General features: G+C 44.1%; 14 protein-coding genes. 9 read left to right on the top strand and 5 right to left on the bottom strand.

What is annotated here, in order from left to right; translation table 11 throughout:
- Window positions 1–2: 2 nt before the first annotated feature.
- Both J3L18_RS18045 and J3L18_RS18050 read right to left on the bottom strand, forming a co-directional pair.
- Window positions 3–2285, bottom strand: a complete 2283-nt coding sequence (locus J3L18_RS18045) for a histidine kinase dimerization/phosphoacceptor domain -containing protein (protein WP_189549114.1) — start codon at window positions 2283–2285, stop codon at window positions 3–5.
- 177 nt (window positions 2286–2462) lie between these two features.
- Entirely contained in the window at window positions 2463–3908 is a 1446-nt protein-coding gene (locus J3L18_RS18050) for an aminotransferase-like domain-containing protein (protein WP_129568585.1), read from the bottom strand.
- Window positions 3909–3999: 91 nt separating this feature from the next.
- On the opposite strand from J3L18_RS18050, the gene J3L18_RS18055 reads away from it, so the two are divergent.
- From J3L18_RS18055 to J3L18_RS18090, 8 genes are all read left to right on the top strand, one after another.
- A complete protein-coding gene (locus J3L18_RS18055) occupies window positions 4000–4467 on the top strand; it encodes a GNAT family N-acetyltransferase (protein ID WP_129568586.1) in 468 nt (155 codons plus the stop codon).
- 5 nt (window positions 4468–4472) lie between these two features.
- Window positions 4473–5675 (top strand): aminotransferase class V-fold PLP-dependent enzyme, encoded by a 1203-nt coding sequence (locus tag J3L18_RS18060; RefSeq protein ID WP_129568587.1) that lies wholly within the window; start codon window positions 4473–4475, stop codon window positions 5673–5675.
- A gap of 222 nt (window positions 5676–5897) precedes the next feature.
- Window positions 5898–6755, top strand: coding sequence for a helix-turn-helix domain-containing protein (locus J3L18_RS18065; protein WP_091175968.1), 858 nt, complete (start codon window positions 5898–5900; stop codon window positions 6753–6755).
- Between the two features lie 67 nt (window positions 6756–6822).
- Entirely contained in the window at window positions 6823–7395 is a 573-nt protein-coding gene (locus J3L18_RS18070) for a DUF417 family protein (protein ID WP_129568588.1), read from the top strand.
- Between the two features lie 20 nt (window positions 7396–7415).
- Entirely contained in the window at window positions 7416–7961 is a 546-nt protein-coding gene (locus tag J3L18_RS18075; RefSeq protein WP_129568589.1) for a carboxymuconolactone decarboxylase family protein, read from the top strand.
- A gap of 10 nt (window positions 7962–7971) precedes the next feature.
- Window positions 7972–8373 carry a nuclear transport factor 2 family protein gene (locus tag J3L18_RS18080; protein WP_208102420.1) on the top strand — a complete coding sequence of 134 codons (402 nt, stop codon included), beginning with the start codon at window positions 7972–7974 and terminating at the stop codon, window positions 8371–8373.
- Between the two features lie 473 nt (window positions 8374–8846).
- A complete protein-coding gene (locus J3L18_RS18085) occupies window positions 8847–9449 on the top strand; it encodes a DUF1684 domain-containing protein (RefSeq protein ID WP_129568590.1) in 603 nt (200 codons plus the stop codon).
- A gap of 407 nt (window positions 9450–9856) precedes the next feature.
- Window positions 9857–10744: a dienelactone hydrolase family protein gene (locus J3L18_RS18090; protein ID WP_091172280.1), complete on the top strand. Its 888-nt coding sequence runs from the start codon at window positions 9857–9859 to the stop codon at window positions 10742–10744.
- Between the two features lie 52 nt (window positions 10745–10796).
- On the opposite strand, the gene J3L18_RS18095 is transcribed toward J3L18_RS18090, so the two are convergent.
- The 3 genes from J3L18_RS18095 to J3L18_RS18105 all read right to left on the bottom strand — a co-directional run bounded on the left by J3L18_RS18095 (window position 10797) and on the right by J3L18_RS18105 (window position 14890).
- Entirely contained in the window at window positions 10797–11063 is a 267-nt protein-coding gene (locus tag J3L18_RS18095; RefSeq protein ID WP_090534028.1) for a DUF4342 domain-containing protein, read from the bottom strand.
- Between the two features lie 285 nt (window positions 11064–11348).
- Complete coding sequence (locus tag J3L18_RS18100; protein WP_129568592.1) at window positions 11349–12467, bottom strand: Gfo/Idh/MocA family protein; 1119 nt, start codon at window positions 12465–12467, stop codon at window positions 11349–11351.
- Between the two features lie 131 nt (window positions 12468–12598).
- On the bottom strand, window positions 12599–14890 hold the full coding sequence (locus J3L18_RS18105) for a GH92 family glycosyl hydrolase (RefSeq protein WP_129568593.1): 2292 nt from the start codon (window positions 14888–14890) through the stop codon (window positions 12599–12601).
- 330 nt (window positions 14891–15220) lie between these two features.
- On the opposite strand from J3L18_RS18105, the gene J3L18_RS18110 reads away from it, so the two are divergent.
- Window positions 15221–16279, top strand: a complete 1059-nt coding sequence (locus J3L18_RS18110) for an alpha/beta fold hydrolase (RefSeq protein ID WP_129568594.1) — start codon at window positions 15221–15223, stop codon at window positions 16277–16279.
- Window positions 16280–16775 lie beyond the last annotated feature (496 nt).

Raw genomic sequence — 16775 nt, forward strand, 5'->3', positions numbered from 1 at the left:
CATTATAAGAAATTGCTTTCTACCTCGCTATGGTGCCTTACTTTCTCAATTTTAAATTCAACACTGATAGTAACGCCCGCCTTATTTTGAACTTTAAAAGTGCCACCCAGTTGTTTACTTAAGGCCTTCATCATTTCCATACCCAATGAGGTTACTGTTTTAAGATCAAAGCCTGCCGGCAGCCCTTTTCCGTTGTCGGCAATGGTTAATATCACTCCGTCTTCGCCTACGCGGTTCAACGCGACGACGATCTGCCCGCCTTCACTGCTAAAGGCGTACTTGATAGCGTTGGTTATGGCTTCATTAAGTATCAGGCCGAACGGAACAGCCTGGGTCAGATCGAGATAAATGGGTTCAACCACCTGCTCAAACCTGATACGACGGGTAACCGAGTCAAAACAATCGGTGAGGTTGCGGATCAGATCGGTTACGTATGATGGCATATAAATGCTGGCCACATTATCAGCACTATACAATTTATGGTGTATAAGCGCTATGGCCTGCACCCGGTTTTGACTTTCAGTGATGGCTTCAATGGCCGCGTTGTTTTCCAGGTATGCCGATTGCGTGCTTAACAGGCTCATCACAATTTGCAGGTTATTTTTAACCCTGTGATGTACCTCTTTGAGCAACCATTCTTTTTCATTAAGTAATTTTTCCTGTTTACTGTTCAACAGCTGCAATGATTGGTTTTGCTTGTTAATTTCGTTTTGCTGAGCCTGTAACCGTACATTGCTGCGCTGCTTTAAACGATAACGATTATAGCCAACCCCCAATGAAAGCAATAGCATTACCGAGCCTCCAATAAGCAAATTACGATCGGCCTGTGCTGCTAAAAACCGGCTGCGCTGCAACTGCTCATTGTTTTTAAGCAGTTGGATATCCTTAGCCTGCAGTTGCAGGTCTTTATTCTTCTTATCCGTATCAAACTCAATTTGCAAAAAGGAGGTGTGCTTGGCATTGTTAACCAGGTAAACCGAATCGGTAAGCATTTTGTAGCGCTGATAATGCTTAATAGCACTTTTGTACCTGCCCATCCCCGAGTCGGCCTTGAACCAGTTGAGCTGGTTCTGTGCCAAAAAAGGCAGCACCTTTGTTTTTTGATAAAAACTTTCATTTTCCTGCAAGTAGGGATACGCTTTATTATACTGCCCTATGGCGATATAATAATTAATATATGACCTTAACATCTCGGTATAATTTGCCCCTGCATCTTTTTTTAGCGCCTCCATTTTGTCGATGTACACTTTGGCCATTTTATACTGTTTAAGCTTCAAATAAACCAGGCAAAAATCATAGTAGTTTTCAAATCTTTCCTGCGTTGTTGTAAACAGGTTCATATTTTTGAGCAATTGCAGCCTTGCAAGCGCTTTTTCGGGCTGTTCCATTTTATAGTAGCTCATGGCCAGGTTACCGTTTATTACAACTATTGAAGCTGTGTCATTATATTTTTGGGCAATTTTTACAGCCTTATCAAAATAAATTATGGCATCGCCAAATTTATGCAGCGTATAGTACGAAAGGGCAAACCGATTGTATATTGTACACATTTGCAAACTGGTATCACCGCGACCTTCGGCAAGCCTCACCGCTTTCAGCTGATACTTCAGGGCGTTATCAGCATCTCCCTGGAAGGTAAGGCAGCCGCCAAGCAGGTTGTACAAACCGTCCAGGTCTTTTTTCCCTATCGATTGGTATATTGCCAATGCCGTGCGCAGGTTTTTAACAGCAATATCATATGATCCTTTTATGCTTTGCAGATCGGCCATATCTACGATAGCTGTAGCTTCCCTGTCCTTTAAACCCGCTTGCCGAAAAATATCAATGGCTTTTTGATAATAGGCTATTTTTTTATCCAGGTCCTGGCCTTCATTTCCATAATGCTGCCCAATAATGACATAAGCTTCGGCCATACCCGGCAAATCATCTATCGACTTAAAAAAATCAAACCCCCTCTGGGCCAATGCAGCACCGCCTTTATGATCGCCTTTTTTATTGCTGATCATTGCTGCCATCAACGCAGCGTTCCCCTGCCCTTTAACATCATTAAGCTGAATGCTTAATTGTTCAGCTTGTTTCATAAACCGGTAAGAGCTATCTGTTTCCTTTGCTCCCGCGCCCGACTTGAGCAGGATAACACGGCTTAAAGCAAGCAACAGCTTCACTTTGCCGGTATCAGCTTTGCTTTTTTGAATTTGCGATTGCAATGAGGCTGAAGATTGCGCACGCAGCTGTCCTGTCACGCAAACAACAGCAACACATAGCAGTAAAAATTTAAATTTCATGATAAAGGGGATAACCATTAAAACGTGCTGCCGTCTTTTAAAAACAGAACTTAAAATACAATAAAAAATTCAATAAATGCCTTATAGATAACTATTTGGCATAACCATATATAAAATACTAATTTATTACTAATCAGCCATTCAGAAAAAATTAAGTTTATTTGGTGATGTTGTAGTTCAGGATATAAGGCCATTCACTAATTTCCCCAACACCTTAAAACTCTCTTCAACCACCTCGTCAAAAGCTAAACCAAAACTAATGCGGATAAAATTGGTAAACCGCCCGTCTACACTAAAGATCTGGCCGGGAGCTATGCTGATGCTTTGCTCTATTGCCAATTGGTACAGTTCAAAGGCATTTACCTTTTTATCCAGCTCGACCCAAAGCGCATAGCCGCCTTGTGGCCTGCTGATCTTTGTACCTGCCGGGAAGTGTGTTGCGATAGCCTGGGTATACCGCAGGCACTGGGTATATAACGCCTTCCGCAAATGCCTCATGTGCAGGTCATATCGCCCGGTTTCAAAAAAATGACCAATGGCTGCCTGTGTAGGTGTGGCCGAGGCTATGGAATGCATCATTTTAATATTCAGCACCTGTTCTTTAAACCTGCCCGGAACGCACCAGCCTACCCGGTAACCAGGCGCTATTGATTTGGATACCGATGAACAAAGGATCACCCAGCCATCATTATCATAACTTTTGCAGGTGCGCGGACGGCTTTTTCCAAAATAGATCTCACCATAAATATCATCCTCAATTAAGGGAACTTGCTTTTCAGCAAGTAGGCGCACCAGTTGCTGCTTACGCTCATCGGGCATGCAAACCCCTATCGGGTTACTAAAATTGGTAACAAACAGGCATACTTTTACTGGCACTTCATTCATAGCCCGTTCCAAGTATTCCAGGTCGAGGCCGGTATCGGGGTTCACCGGAATTTCCAATACTTTCAGGTCCAGGCTGAGCATCACATTGAAAATCCCGAAATAAGTAGGGCTTTCAATAGCAATGGTATCGCCGGGCTTGGTAAGCGCCCTTAAGCAAAATATTAAAGCTTCCAGGCAGCCCTGCGTTGTGATCACATCATCTTCGGTAATATTACCACCCCAGTTAAAGGCGTTTTTAGCCACCTGTTTGCGCAAAGCAATATTACCCTGCGGGTTTTCATAAGTGATATTACCCGATGGACTATTACGTATAGATTCCATCATGGATTTACTGAGCTTTGCCAGCGGAATCAGGCTGAGCGGCGGCGATGAGCGCGAGAGCTGCAAAACGCTGTCTTCCGACATGTTGCGGTAAACCATCGCAATCATTTCGGCAACGCTGGCCTGTTTAACCTTTTTAAGCGGTGGTTTGGTTTCGGGCACGCTGGTAAAACGGGCGGGCAGGTATTTTACATAGTAGCCCGATTTGGTACGTGCCTCTATCAAACCCAGGTTTTCCAGCTCAACATAGGCCTTATAAGCTGTACTCATGCTAATACCCTGCTCCTGGCTCAGCATCCTTACCGACGGCAGCTTGTCGCCGGGCTTAAGCAGATTTTGCTTAATCTGCTTTTCAATCCGGGCAGCAATTTGTGCGTATAAAAAATCGTAATCCTCAGTATGAGCAATGCTTTCCATGCAAAATCTGTTATGCTCAAAATTAATAAAACTGCATCTGTTTTTCTATTGCCGGATGTTTTTATTTTGTAATGATCAAATAATTAAGCACATGGAACTACAGGTTATCGATTATCAGCCACAACATGCCCTCTATTTTGAAAAGTTTAACAAAGCATGGCTTGAAGAGTATTTTAGCGTTGAACCTTTTGATAAATGGGTGCTGGAAAACCCCGATGAGGCCATCATTAAAACAGGCGGCAGCATTTACTTTATCACTTCGAACCAAAAAATTATTGGCACCGTAGCGCTGCGATATATAGAAAACGGTGTTTACGAGCTTACCAAAATGGCGGTGGATAAAGACAGTCGCGGAGCTGGCGCCGGTCAGTTTCTATGTCAAACCGGTATTGATAAAGCGCGTGAACTGGGTGTAAAAAAGCTGGTACTATTTTCAAACAGAGTGCTTGAAAATGCCATTCACATTTACCGTAAGCTGGGCTTTACCGAAATCCCAGTTGAGCCCGGCACCTACAAACGAGCGGATATCATGATGGAAATAAATTTCACAAATAACTAAACCTGATGGAAAATATACTAAGCGAACAGGAAGTACAGCAACTAAGGGCCGAAACCCGGGGCACAACAAAAACCATCCACTTCAATAATGCAGGCTCGTCCCTGCACCCCGATGTGGTGGTTGATACCGTGATAGATTACCTGTACGAAGAAGCGCAAAACGGCGGCTACGAAACCGAGTACACATACCGCGAAGAGCTTGAAAACACCTACAACCTCATAGCCCGACTCATCAACGCCCGCAAGGATGAAATTGCCATTGTTGAAAACGCCAGTATTGGCTGGTGGCTTGCCTTTAACGGCATTGATTTTAAACCCGGCGATGAGATCATTACCTGCGAAATGGAATATGTAACCAACCTGATAGGTTTGCTGCACGCTAAAAAAACACTGGGTGTTGAGTTTAAAGTAATCCCCAATGATGATCAGGGTAATTTCCGGCTGCAGGCTTTGGAAGATGCTATTTCTGACCGGACAAAGCTGATAGCCGTAACCCATATCCCCTCAACCGCAGGGAGCATGATCCCGGTAGCAGAGATAGGCAGGATAGCGCGCAAACACAATATTTTGTACCTGCTTGATGCCTGCCAAAGCGTGGGCCATGTGCCGCTGGATGTGCAGGAAATAGGCTGCGATATGCTGGCCGTAACCGGCAGGAAGTATTTGCGGGCGCCGAGGGGTACCGGCTTTCTGTATGTCCGCAAAGAAATTCAGGATAAGCTGAAGCTGTTTTTCATGGACGGCTTCACTACCCAATGGGTAACCGAAACTGATTTTAAACCGCGCAATGATGCCCGCCGTTTTGAGGTGTATGAAAAAAGCCGCGCCTTAACTCTTGGCCTTGGCAAGGCGGTTGAATATGCACTCAACATAGGCGTTGAGCGTACCTGGCAGCGGGTGCAATATTTAGCTGGCTTATTACGCGAAAAACTAAAAAATATTAACGGCGTAAGCGTTCATGATTTTGGCGATGAGTTATGCGGCATCGTAACTTTTTCGGTAGATGGCATGGAGGCCGCAACGGTAAAAAACAAGCTGGCCGAAAAGCACATCAACGTATCAGTTGGCAAGGCGGTTTCAACCCTCATTTACATGAATAAAAACCACTTAAATAATATTGTAAGGGCTTCCGTGCATTATTATAATACTGAGGAGGAGATTGATACCTTATGCGGAGTTTTAGAGGAGTTGGTTAGAGTGAGTGTTTAACATTCGCACGATTAAGCGCCCCCGCTATTGTTCGTGTTGTCACCAACAATAGCGGGTTATAGTTCAAGCGAAAAACGCTTAAACCCGCTTGATAAAAGCTGTCAACAAACGGCAGCATCTATTGATGTTTTGTAATTTTTGAGCGCAAACTCGGCCTCATAAAAGTCGTTGTCGCTATAAAAAGCAGAGTATATTTATATTAGTGCCATAAATCATTGGCCATTGAAAGCAATCCGCGATAAAGCAGGTGAATTTTTACTTGGGTTACAGGATGTACGGGAAGATATTCTATGTACGCCTGCCCAGTTTTCTGAATATACCGTTTACCTCGTTCCTGAGGGGTCGGGTATCTTTCATGCAGATTTTGGGGCATTCCCTTTTACAGGCCCGGTGTTGTTGTTTTCAACCCCGTTGCAGATTATTTATGTAGACGAGTGCCGCGCAATAAAAAGCAATATCTTACAATTTCACAGTGATTTTTATTGTATCGAGTACCACCGTGAAGAAGTAGCCTGCAATGGGTTATTATTTAACAACATCTATATTGATCCAATAGTTGCGCTTACCCCGCAGGATGTAAAAGTGTTTGAGCTGTTACTGATGCAGATGAACGACGAATTTATGCAGCCGCAACCATCCGAAATTGTATTGCGGGCCTACCTGCAGCTTTTTTTGGCCAAGGCCAGCAGCATAAAAATAAATGGCATCAGTACCGGTGAGGATAAACCCCAAAAAGATGAAATAATGGAAAAGTTCCGGACGTTGCTTAACCAGCATTATCTTGACCTGCATAAACCATCAGATTATGCCTCGTTACTCGCCATATCTTCTGATAATTTAACCCGGCGTTGTACCAAATACTTTCGCAAATCACCATCACAGCTTATCCAGGAACGGCTTATCCTCGAAGCAAAGAAACAGCTCCATTTAACCCGGCAAAGCATCAAAGAAATTGCCTATAACCTTAAATTCCAGGATGAGTTTTATTTTAGCCGGGTATTTAAAAAGTTCACCAAAGTATCGCCCCAAACTTTTCGCGATAAAACAGGCATCTCCATCGTCGCGGATTTGTACAAATAAAACCCCGTTTCGTCCATGTTTGCGGGGCTCATAGCGTTGTAGTTTTGCTTTATCAAAAAACAACAACATGAAAACTTCAATCATAAATACCATAGCCGGCCTTGATCAGCTTGGTAAAAAAGCAGTCCGTTTCGGCATCGTAGTCGTATTCCTTTGGATAGGCGGGCTTAAATTTTTCACTTACGAAGCCGATGGCGTTGTACCCTTTGTGGCCAACAGCCCGGTGATGTCATTCTTTTACAATCATCCAACAGAATACAAAAAACACATCAATAAAGAAGGCGAACTGATTGCTGCCAACCACCAATGGCATATCGAAAATAATACTTATGGCTTTTCTGTTGGCCTGGGTATTTTCCTGGTAACACTGGGCATATTGGTTGCGCTTTATAAAGTTGCACCAATACCAAGCATGATTGCCAGTATCCTGGTATTTATCATGACTTTGGGCACGCTTTCCTTCCTGGTCACCACGCCCGAAAGCTGGGTACCACATTTAACCGATAACCAATGGGGCTTCCCATACCTGTCAGGCCGCGGTCGTTTGGTTATTAAAGATGTCGTGATCCTTGGCGGTGCCATCATCACTATGAGCGAAACCGCGCAACTTTATCTTAAACGTAAAACAACAAGTAAATAATATTAAACCATAGTATAATCATGAAAACTATAAATGTTCCCACCCGCGAACAGGTAAGTGCCGAAGCGCAGGTAATGTTTGATACCTTCACAAAACGCGTTGGTAAAGTACCTAACCTTTATGCCACCATGGGCTATTCGGCACCTGCACTTAAAATGTTTATGGATATGGAAGATGACATGAGCAAAAGCGTGTTTACCCCCAAAGAAAGGGAAGCCATTGCCCTTATCGTTTCGGAGCTAAACGGTTGTGCCTATTGCTTAGCCGGTCATAGTATGCTGGCCATGAAACGCGGTTTTACTAAAGAACAAACCCTGGATATCAGGAGAGGCCATACAGCTGATGATAAACTGAACGCCATTATTGGTTTAGCCAAATCAATTGTTGAAAATAAAGGTAAAGGCGATGAAACCTTACAAAATAACTTTTTCGAAGCCGGTTTTGATGAAGCCGCTTTAATGGACCTTATTGCCTTTATTACCATACGTGTGTACACTAACTATGTATTTGCCAACACCGAAGTTCCGGTAGATTTTCCTGCCGCTGACCTCTTAACTAATAGCTAAACATATCATCATGAAAACCACCGAAGAAGTAAAAGGCCAGTTAGCAAATAAGTTTTTAACAGGACTAAAAAATCGTGATTGGGAGCTCATGCGCCCGGCCCTTGCCAATGATGTGACCTGGACCCTGCCGGGAACAAGTTTGCTTTCGGGTCCTGCTGTCGGTGCCGATGCCGTGATTAAACGTGCCGGTCAGCTGCGTGATTTTGGGGTAATGGTTCAATTAAACCACATTTTATACGGATTGGATAGTGTAGCCCTGTCGCTTCACAATACTGCCAGCCGTGGCGATTTGATCCTGGATGAGCAGGTAGCCATAGTTTGCGATATTACTGATAATAAGATTAGCCGGATAACTACCCATTTGAGTGATGTTGAAGGGATCAATGAGTTTTTTATTGAAGGGGTGATTTAACGTCATACAGCATATCATAAACTCATTTGTGTTCCATCAGGATCTCTCGCAGATTTAAGTTTTCCCATAAAATCAATAATCAAATTGGGTAATCCTGATAAGTTGAACCACTCTCGGGTTCGGGTAAGGGCTGTGACGTTTTGTACAAACCTGTTCTCCTTCTGGGGGATTTTACAATTTAATAAACATGTATTAATTGCCCAAGGACAGATGCACCAGAGGTGCAAAAGGCTTGTAGCTCGTAAAGTTACGTTCCATCAGGGTCTCTCGTAGAGGACCCTGATGTCTTCGCCAAGCAAGTACGCCTGTTTGGCGCATGTTATGTTATTGTCTCCCGTCACAGTCTGTCCCATCAGGGTCCTCTGCGAGAGACCCTGATGGGACAGAAGCCTGGAATTGCTTCGTGCTTCGCAAATGACGCTTTTTTTTGAATTGTATCTAAGTTATCTTTGAGCCTAATCCCTGCACCACACATGAAATATTTCATTGTCCTTTTATTTATCTTTTTCATTGGCCAACACAGTTTTGCACAAACTCATAAAGAGCAAATTGCTGCCTTCAGGCAAAATTATAAGGATGATTTTTTAAAAGACCCGCGATCTCCGCTTAAACAGGATGACCTGCAATTTTTAAGGTTTTATGATGCTGATAGTATCTACCGCGTAACTGCTAAAGCTGAATTATTGACTAATCAATCAACTTTTATTATACCTACCTTCAGCGGTGCAGGTAGCCAATATGTACGTTATGCACAACTTTCGTTTACGCTTAAGGGTAAACCAATGCAGTTAACCATTTACAAAAGCATCGCCCTGTCGCAAAACCCTGCTTTCAGCAATTACCTGTTCCTGCCTTTTACCGATGCTACCAACGGCTCTGAAACCTATGGCGGAGGCCGCTATATCGACCTTACTACCAAAGACATTAAAAACGGCTCGATTGTTATAGATTTCAATAAAGCCTACAACCCATACTGCGCTTTCAGCAGCGGCTACTCATGCCCTAAACCGCCTGACGAAAACCGGGTTGATATTGCTGTTGAAGCGGGTGAAAAAAACTTTGGAAAAGGGCATTGATCTAAATCTGCATTAAATAAGCACATTAATTGTTTTTACCTTATAAAGATACCTGCATCGATGTGCGCTCCCGGTGATGAAGATGAAAGGTTCAGGTAATCTTTTGGTATGCCTCTGGTTTGTACTTCGCTCAGGGCTACTTTTCCAACTTTTTGGATATTTTGTTCTATAGGTTTATTTAGCCGGTTGGGCTTTCCAGATCGCCAATATAAACAGTGCCGTTAGTGCCGTTCTGCATTTATTAATACGATAATTTCTTTCTTTTCTTCAGGCGTCCCGTAGCGGGTAAACATTTCGGCCATAACGGTGGTTGGCCTGGCAATCAACACAAAAAACATTACCGGTAACGAGACTGTTACACCCTAAACAAAACCTAACCGGTAAATTTGAACAAAGCCTCCGGAAATATGAACCAAATCAGCAAAGAAGATATCAAACAGGAAGTGTTCGACCTGTATGATGATTACGCACATAGCCGCCTCGACAGGCGCTCATTTGTGCAAAAGCTCTCCATGTATGCAGTGGGCGGCCTGACCGTAACCGCATTAATGAGTTTCCTGATGCCCGATTACCAGGGTGCCATACAGGTAAAATCCGACGATCCACGTTTAAAATCGGGCTATATTAATTACCCTTCGCCCAAAGGCGGCGGTACAATTAAAGGCCTGTTATCAGAGCCCGCAGATGCAAAGAAGAAACTGGGTGGCATAGTGGTAGTTCACGAAAACCGGGGCTTAAACCCTTATATTGAAGATGTGGCAAGAAGAGCTGCCCTTGCAGGGTTTATTACCCTTGCACCCGACGCGCTAACACCGCTTGGCGGCTATCCCGGCAATGATGACGAAGGGCGTACCATGCAGGCCAAACGAAATAAAGGCGAAATGGAGGAAGATTTTATAGCTGCCTATGAATACCTGAAAAACCATAAAGATTGCAATGGTAAGGTAGGTGTTGTAGGCTTTTGTTTTGGCGGAGGAATTGCCAATATGATGGCTGTACGTGTTCCCGATTTGGCTGCCGCCGTTCCATTTTATGGAAGTCAGCCGGCTGTTGAGGATGTCCCTAAAATTAAAGCGCCGCTGTTGCTGCATTACGCGGCCCTGGATACCCGGATTACAGATGGCTGGCCGGTATACGAAAAAGCGCTTAAAGAGAATGGCAAAAAATACCAGGCTTATATCTATGAAAACGCAAACCACGGCTTTCATAATAATACAACTCCACGTTATGACAAGGCCGCGGCAGAACTGGCCTGGAAAAGGACTATAGATTTTTTTAATGAGAATTTAAACTAAAGACCTGAAGTTTCAGGTCTTTAGTTTCGCAGGATCATATTGTGAAGATACCTTATTCTTTGGGGGTATCTTCTTTGTCTTCCTCTTCTCGTTCTACCGTTATAGTACATTCCGTAACCAGTGCGGCCAGGGTACCTACGGCAGCAAAAACCGGTGCCAGGATCATCCCGAAAAGACCAACACTTAACGGAAAAGTCATTAGCTCTTTACCGTGCTTGTCTGAAATGGTGATCCTGCTGGCTTTACCTTCGTTAATTATCTCTTTTATCTTTCCCAATAACGCTTCACCGTTAATTGAAAATGTTTCTTTGGTGCTCATGTTTTTTCTAAGTTTTTATATTTAGATGAGCATACCAGCGGCTTGTTACAGGTTCGGCTAAATATGCCAATAGCAGGTGGAATATTAATTTCCTTACTGCAAAGGCTTCTCAATGGGTTACAAAAAAAGCAAAACCGTCATGCCGAATTTATTTCCGCACCCCATTTCCAAAGTATGCGACGGACAGGTATGCAAGAATTAATTGTGAAACCTGGCAAGCGTGAATATCCAGCGAGGTGCCGAAATAAATTCGGCACATACGTATGTTTTTACCTTTGAACAATATTAAACACTTATCTCCACCTTCTTCCCGGTTTTAACAGCAAGGTAAATGGCATCAATAATTTTAAGGTCTTTCACTCCCTCTTCGCCGTTTACCGGTACTACCGGTTTTTTGTTATTAAATATAATCTCGCACATTTCATCCATCTGCACGGTTTGGTGTGTGGTAATGGGCTGGTTAAGCTCGCCCAAATGGGTGCGGCCTTTAATTGGCCCGTAGCCGGTAGAAGGCTGCATTTCGGCAAAGCCTTTTTCTCCATCAAGAAAAAATCGGTCGAGATTGTTCATATTGTAGGTTGACAGACAGGACGCAACGGCCCCGCTTGGGAAGCCGAACTGGAACTGGATGGTTTCATCAACCCCTTCTTTAAATTTCACCGTATCGGTTTTAGTTTCCTGGGCGGTAACCCATATCGGTTCTTCACCGGTCATATAGCGGGATCCGTTGATGGCATAGATCCCAATATCCATCATAGAGCCGCCACCGGCAAGCTTTTTATTCAACCGCCATTGTGTGGGATCGCCGATGGTAAACCCGCATTGCCCCTGAAAAAACCTGATCTTCCCAAACTCGCCGTTTTGCCTCATCCTGATCACTTCAAGTGTTTTTGGTTCAAAATGCATCCGGTAGCCAACCAACAGCTTTACATTGGCCTTTTTACAGGCATCAACCATCTCCTGCCCCTCTTTGGCATTCACGGCCATTGGCTTTTCGCATATAGCGTGTTTACCGGCTGCAGCTACCCTGATCACAAAATCGTGGTGCAAGCCATTGGGTGTAATAACGTATACCGCGTCGATATCGGAGTTATTTTTGATGTTGTCGAAATTCTCATAGTTGTAGCAATTTTTTTCGGGGATGCCATATTTGCTTTGCCATGCTTTAACTTTTGATGGGGTTCCGCTAATTACCCCAACCAGTTTAGCTTTGGTACATTTCCGCATAGCTTCTGCAACTATGGTTCCATAGCCTCCAAGTCCCATAATAGCCACGCGCAATACCGGGCCGTCATAAACCTGTTCGGTTTTATCTGTTCCTGCCGCCCATCCTGAGTATGGCGCAAGTTGCAGGGCCAGGGCCGATAAACCCAACTTTTGTAAAAAATCACGACGAGAATTCATAGGTATGTTTTTTGGTTTATGACAATTTACATATTTCCGGGTAAACTGCACCTACGTCATCTGATTTTTACTTAATCTGCCCAATGAACATTTCTGGGTTAAGGAATAAAAAACGCGGGATTGCGCATTTATCACATCCCCTTAGGTTGATTTAATGGTTTAACTGCCCAGTTATTTCCCGGTTGATCGTTCAGATATATTTCGAGCTTACCGCCTTTGCTGATATCGTTGTAACGGATAAAATTATTAGGCATTATTTTACCATTCAATTTTACCGAGCGGATATACATTGATCTGGGGCCCGGTTTATGACAGATGATCTCGAACTTTTTGCCATTTTGAAGCGTGATAGCAATTCTATCAAACAAAGGTGAACACAACAGGTACTCACCCGAAACCGGGTTTACCGGGTAAAAACCCATCGCAGCGAACAGATACCAGGCCGACATTTGGCCGGCATCATCATTTCCTCCCAAACCACCCGGACCATCACTGTATTCTGTCGCCAGGATCTTGCGTACGGCGGCTTGCGTTTTCCATGGCGATGGTGTGTAATTATACATAAAAGGGATCTGGTGCCCCGGCTCATTGCCATGCCAGTATTCGCCTTTTTCAAACAGGCTATCTAACGACTGTTCCAGTTTCTTCGCACCACCCATCAACTTTGCCAAACCGGGTACATCCTGCGGTACATAAAAGGTGTATTGACGTGCGGTACCTTCTGTAATATAAGTCGCCTTTTTATCAGGATCAAAGGGGGATATCCATGTACCATCAGCATGCTTGCCGCGAACAAAGCCACTTGTAGCATCAAATACATTGGCATAATATTTTGCCCGTTTGGTGAGCGTGATATAGTCGGCAGATTTTTTTAAAGCTTTTGCAAATTGCGCCAGCGCGTAATCATCATAAGCATACTCCATTGTACGGCTCACCTGTTCCATTTTATGAAAGGCATCGCGTACGCTATCTTCTAACGGGATGTATTGATATTTCAAATAACTATCCAATGCCCTGCGGCCCTTGCCTTCTACATAGTCGGCGCGATTGGCAGGTAATTCAAAAGCGTTATGCCTTAAAATTTGGTAAGCTTCTTTAGCGTCAAGATCAGTGATCCCCTTTAAATATGCCGAACTGATTACAGAAGCCGTATGATCGCCGATCATTTCGGATGTATAGCTATTCCAGCAGGGGAAAACAGGCATCCACCCGCCTTGTTTACCTTTCAAAATCAGTGATTTTGCCAGGTTATTCATTAAAGATGGGTTCAGGATCTCAAACAGCGGCAACTGTGCCCGGTAAATATCCCACATCGAAAAATCATCATAATAATTGCCGCCTGATAATTGTTCAATTTGATAATCGCCGGCAAAACGGGGGTATCTGCCATCAACATCATTAAAAAGACGCGGATGCTGCATGGCATGGTAAAATGACGTATAAAAGATCCGTTTATCCTGCTCATTTTTAGTTGAAATGTTGATTTGCCCTAAGGCCTTTTCCCATTTTACCCTGCTGCTTTCTACCATCTTATGAAAATCAAACCCCGGCATCTCGGCCTGCAGGTTTTTGCGGGCGCCTTCCAAACTGGCAAACGAAGTGCCTATCCTGATCGTTAGCTTTTCGCCTTTATTGAGCTTAAATCCGGCATAAACCCCTGTACCAGCATCGTTTTTGATACTATCTGCAATAAATATTTTATCGCCATCAAAAGTGCCCGTTTTACCTAAACTCCGTTCAAACCTGATCACAAAGAAACCGCTGAAACCTGCGCTTTTCCCCCATCCCTGGTAAATACGGTGAGCAGGATTATAACCCGATATTTCGCCTTTTTGTTGATCCACTTTTACAAAGCCTTCATGATAATCGCTATTAGCTTTGATCAATAAATAAAGGCTGTCGGCCTGCTGCATGGTAAACTGCATCATGCCGCAACGCTCTGTGGAGGTTACCGCAGCATTCACTTTATACTGATTAAGATTTATGCTATAAAGGTACGGCGACGATAGTTCATCAACATGTTTAAATGCAGCACTATAATTAGCTGTTGTTAGCTTGCCTGTGATGGGCATAATGGTAAAGCTGCCATAGTCCTGCGTACATGAACCGCTTAACCAGTGCGAACCACGGAGGCCGTTGAACAGGCTGTCTTTATAATAATATGGAGGTACGCACTTGGTTTCGCCGCTCTCGGTTTCGGGTGTCCATTGTGTCATGGCAAAGGGGGCAGTAACCGCGGGAATAGTGTTGGCAAACCGCGTATCAGCCGCCTGTCCATGTTTTAGTGCGGAAGCTGTAGTGGCAATAGCTGTACCGGCCATGGGCTGTACATATTTAACCAGGTTTTGGGCAAAAACCGGCCACGGAAACAACAAGAAAATTATATAAATAAACCGGTTTGCAATTTTGGAGATGAACTTCATTTTCAGACAGCGTATTAACAAAAAAATTTCAGCAAAATACAGCAATCATTGCTAATTGTTACACGCACGAGCAAAATAATGAGGTATAAACAACCTGGCCATACTGTAAAACGTAAGGATTAGTCGTTACTGCGCTCCAACCATCACTGCCACTTCCAACTAATTTCAGATAATGGCAAATCTGGCGGGGAATATGTCCAACTGAAGTCACCATTTGTCCGGTTCATGCATCAACCACTTCCATAATCCTGGTGCTGGTGTACTTTTGTTATGCCCGATGATGAGGAAAGCATCTAAAAGCGAATTATTAATCAAACCAATCCGAAAAACATGAACAACGAAACAACATTCAGCCGTCGCCGCTTTCTTGGTATCTCCGCATTAACAGTTGCAGCAGCAGAGTTAGGCGGTCTCGGTTTACTTAAAGCAGAAACCAAACAGATAGATTCACCGGCACAGCAAAACAATACTCTTTTTTCTACAGCTTCTTTCGACTCGATCAAACAGATAAATGCAGGCTTGCTTAATATTGGCTACGCAGAAAGCGGCCCGGCAAACGGACAGCCTGTTATCCTGCTTCATGGGTGGCCATATGATATACATAGCTATACTGGAGTATCAGCCATACTTGCCAAAGCCGGCTACAGGGTTATTGTACCTCATTTGCGCGGCCATGGCACAACACAATTCCTTTCGGCACAAACTTTCAGGAACGGGCAACAGGCCGCAATAGCTACCGATGTTATCGAGCTGATGGACGCCCTGAAAATAGACCGTGCAATTATTGGCGGGTTTGACTGGGGCGCGCGTACAGCAAATATCGTGGCGGCATTATGGCCCGAGCGCTGCAAAGCAATGGTTTCGGTAAGCGGGTACCTGATAGGCAGCCAGGAAGCAAATAAAAAACCATTGCCGCCCAAAGCAGAACTATCATGGTGGTACCAGTTTTATTTTAGTACCGAGCGCGGCCAATTGGGCTACGAGGCAAACAGGCGTGACTTTAACCGGCTCATCTGGGAAACAGCATCACCTAAGTGGAAATTTGACGACGCTACTTTCGCGCAAACCGCCCCGTCTTTTGACAACCCCGACCATGTTGCTATCGTGATCCATAATTATCGCTGGCGCCTGGGCCTTGCCCAAGGTGAGGCAAAATATGATGACATGGAAAGAAAATTAGCAACCGCGCCTCCTATAACTGTACCTTCCGTAACCCTTGAAGGCGATGCCAACGGTGCTCCTCATCCTAAGCCTGCTGATTATGCTGCCCGCTTTAAAGGTAAATATGCACATCACACTATTACCGGGGGAGTAGGCCACAACCTACCGCAGGAAGCCCCTAAAGCTTTTGCTGACGCTATTATAGAAGCCGAAAGTTTTGCCAGATAAATAATCCCTCTTTTTAAATAACACAGTAACCAGGATAGGAAATGTTAAAAACGCATTTCCTATCCTGGTTTTTTTGTTTACTTAAAAGCAGATGCTCACACCTGTCTGCCTTTCTAAAACCCTTTTGCTCCTCTGGTGCAATCATCGTTGAGCCCAAGTGCTTTAACCCGACAAAGAAGTGCCTGAACCGGACATTTCAAACATTGAAAAATTAGGCCCGGGCATTGCATATTAATCCATTTAACTGCAGGATAAAACCCGTCTTTCCGCCCCCGTCGTGTTTGGTTTATACGCCTATCACCAGGATCGCTACAACCATTATCGACAGGACAAAAAGCTTTATGGCAGGCTTCAATTAGCATATTGAAGCAGTTTGTATCAATGACATATGCAAGTTGGGGCCCGGATTGTCCGGCCGGCAGCTCGGTTTGTCTGCTTCATCCCGAAAGTGGTTAGATCTCCGTTGATTTTGCCACAATTTTGAGCCATCAAACAA

It is taken from the genome of Mucilaginibacter gossypii (assembly GCF_017569325.2).
Taxonomy (GTDB): Bacteria; Bacteroidota; Bacteroidia; order Sphingobacteriales; family Sphingobacteriaceae; genus Mucilaginibacter; species Mucilaginibacter gossypii.

Excerpts from the sequence above, each read along its gene's own strand:
- J3L18_RS18050 (WP_129568585.1), bottom strand. The coding sequence starts at position 3,908 with ATGGAAAGCATTGCTCATACTGAGGATTACGATTTTTTATACGCACAA.
- J3L18_RS18075 (WP_129568589.1), top strand. The coding sequence starts at position 7,416 with ATGAAAACTATAAATGTTCCCACCCGCGAACAGGTAAGTGCCGAAGCG.
- J3L18_RS18070 (WP_129568588.1), top strand. The coding sequence starts at position 6,823 with ATGAAAACTTCAATCATAAATACCATAGCCGGCCTTGATCAGCTTGGT.
- J3L18_RS18100 (WP_129568592.1), bottom strand. The coding sequence starts at position 12,467 with ATGAATTCTCGTCGTGATTTTTTACAAAAGTTGGGTTTATCGGCCCTG.
- J3L18_RS18055 (WP_129568586.1), top strand. The coding sequence starts at position 4,000 with ATGGAACTACAGGTTATCGATTATCAGCCACAACATGCCCTCTATTTT.
- J3L18_RS18090 (WP_091172280.1), top strand. The coding sequence starts at position 9,857 with ATGAACCAAATCAGCAAAGAAGATATCAAACAGGAAGTGTTCGACCTG.
- J3L18_RS18095 (WP_090534028.1), bottom strand. The coding sequence starts at position 11,063 with ATGAGCACCAAAGAAACATTTTCAATTAACGGTGAAGCGTTATTGGGA.
- J3L18_RS18105 (WP_129568593.1), bottom strand. The coding sequence starts at position 14,890 with ATGAAGTTCATCTCCAAAATTGCAAACCGGTTTATTTATATAATTTTC.
- J3L18_RS18110 (WP_129568594.1), top strand. The coding sequence starts at position 15,221 with ATGAACAACGAAACAACATTCAGCCGTCGCCGCTTTCTTGGTATCTCC.
- J3L18_RS18085 (WP_129568590.1), top strand. The coding sequence starts at position 8,847 with ATGAAATATTTCATTGTCCTTTTATTTATCTTTTTCATTGGCCAACAC.
- J3L18_RS18045 (WP_189549114.1), bottom strand. The coding sequence starts at position 2,285 with ATGAAATTTAAATTTTTACTGCTATGTGTTGCTGTTGTTTGCGTGACA.
- J3L18_RS18060 (WP_129568587.1), top strand. The coding sequence starts at position 4,473 with ATGGAAAATATACTAAGCGAACAGGAAGTACAGCAACTAAGGGCCGAA.
- J3L18_RS18080 (WP_208102420.1), top strand. The coding sequence starts at position 7,972 with ATGAAAACCACCGAAGAAGTAAAAGGCCAGTTAGCAAATAAGTTTTTA.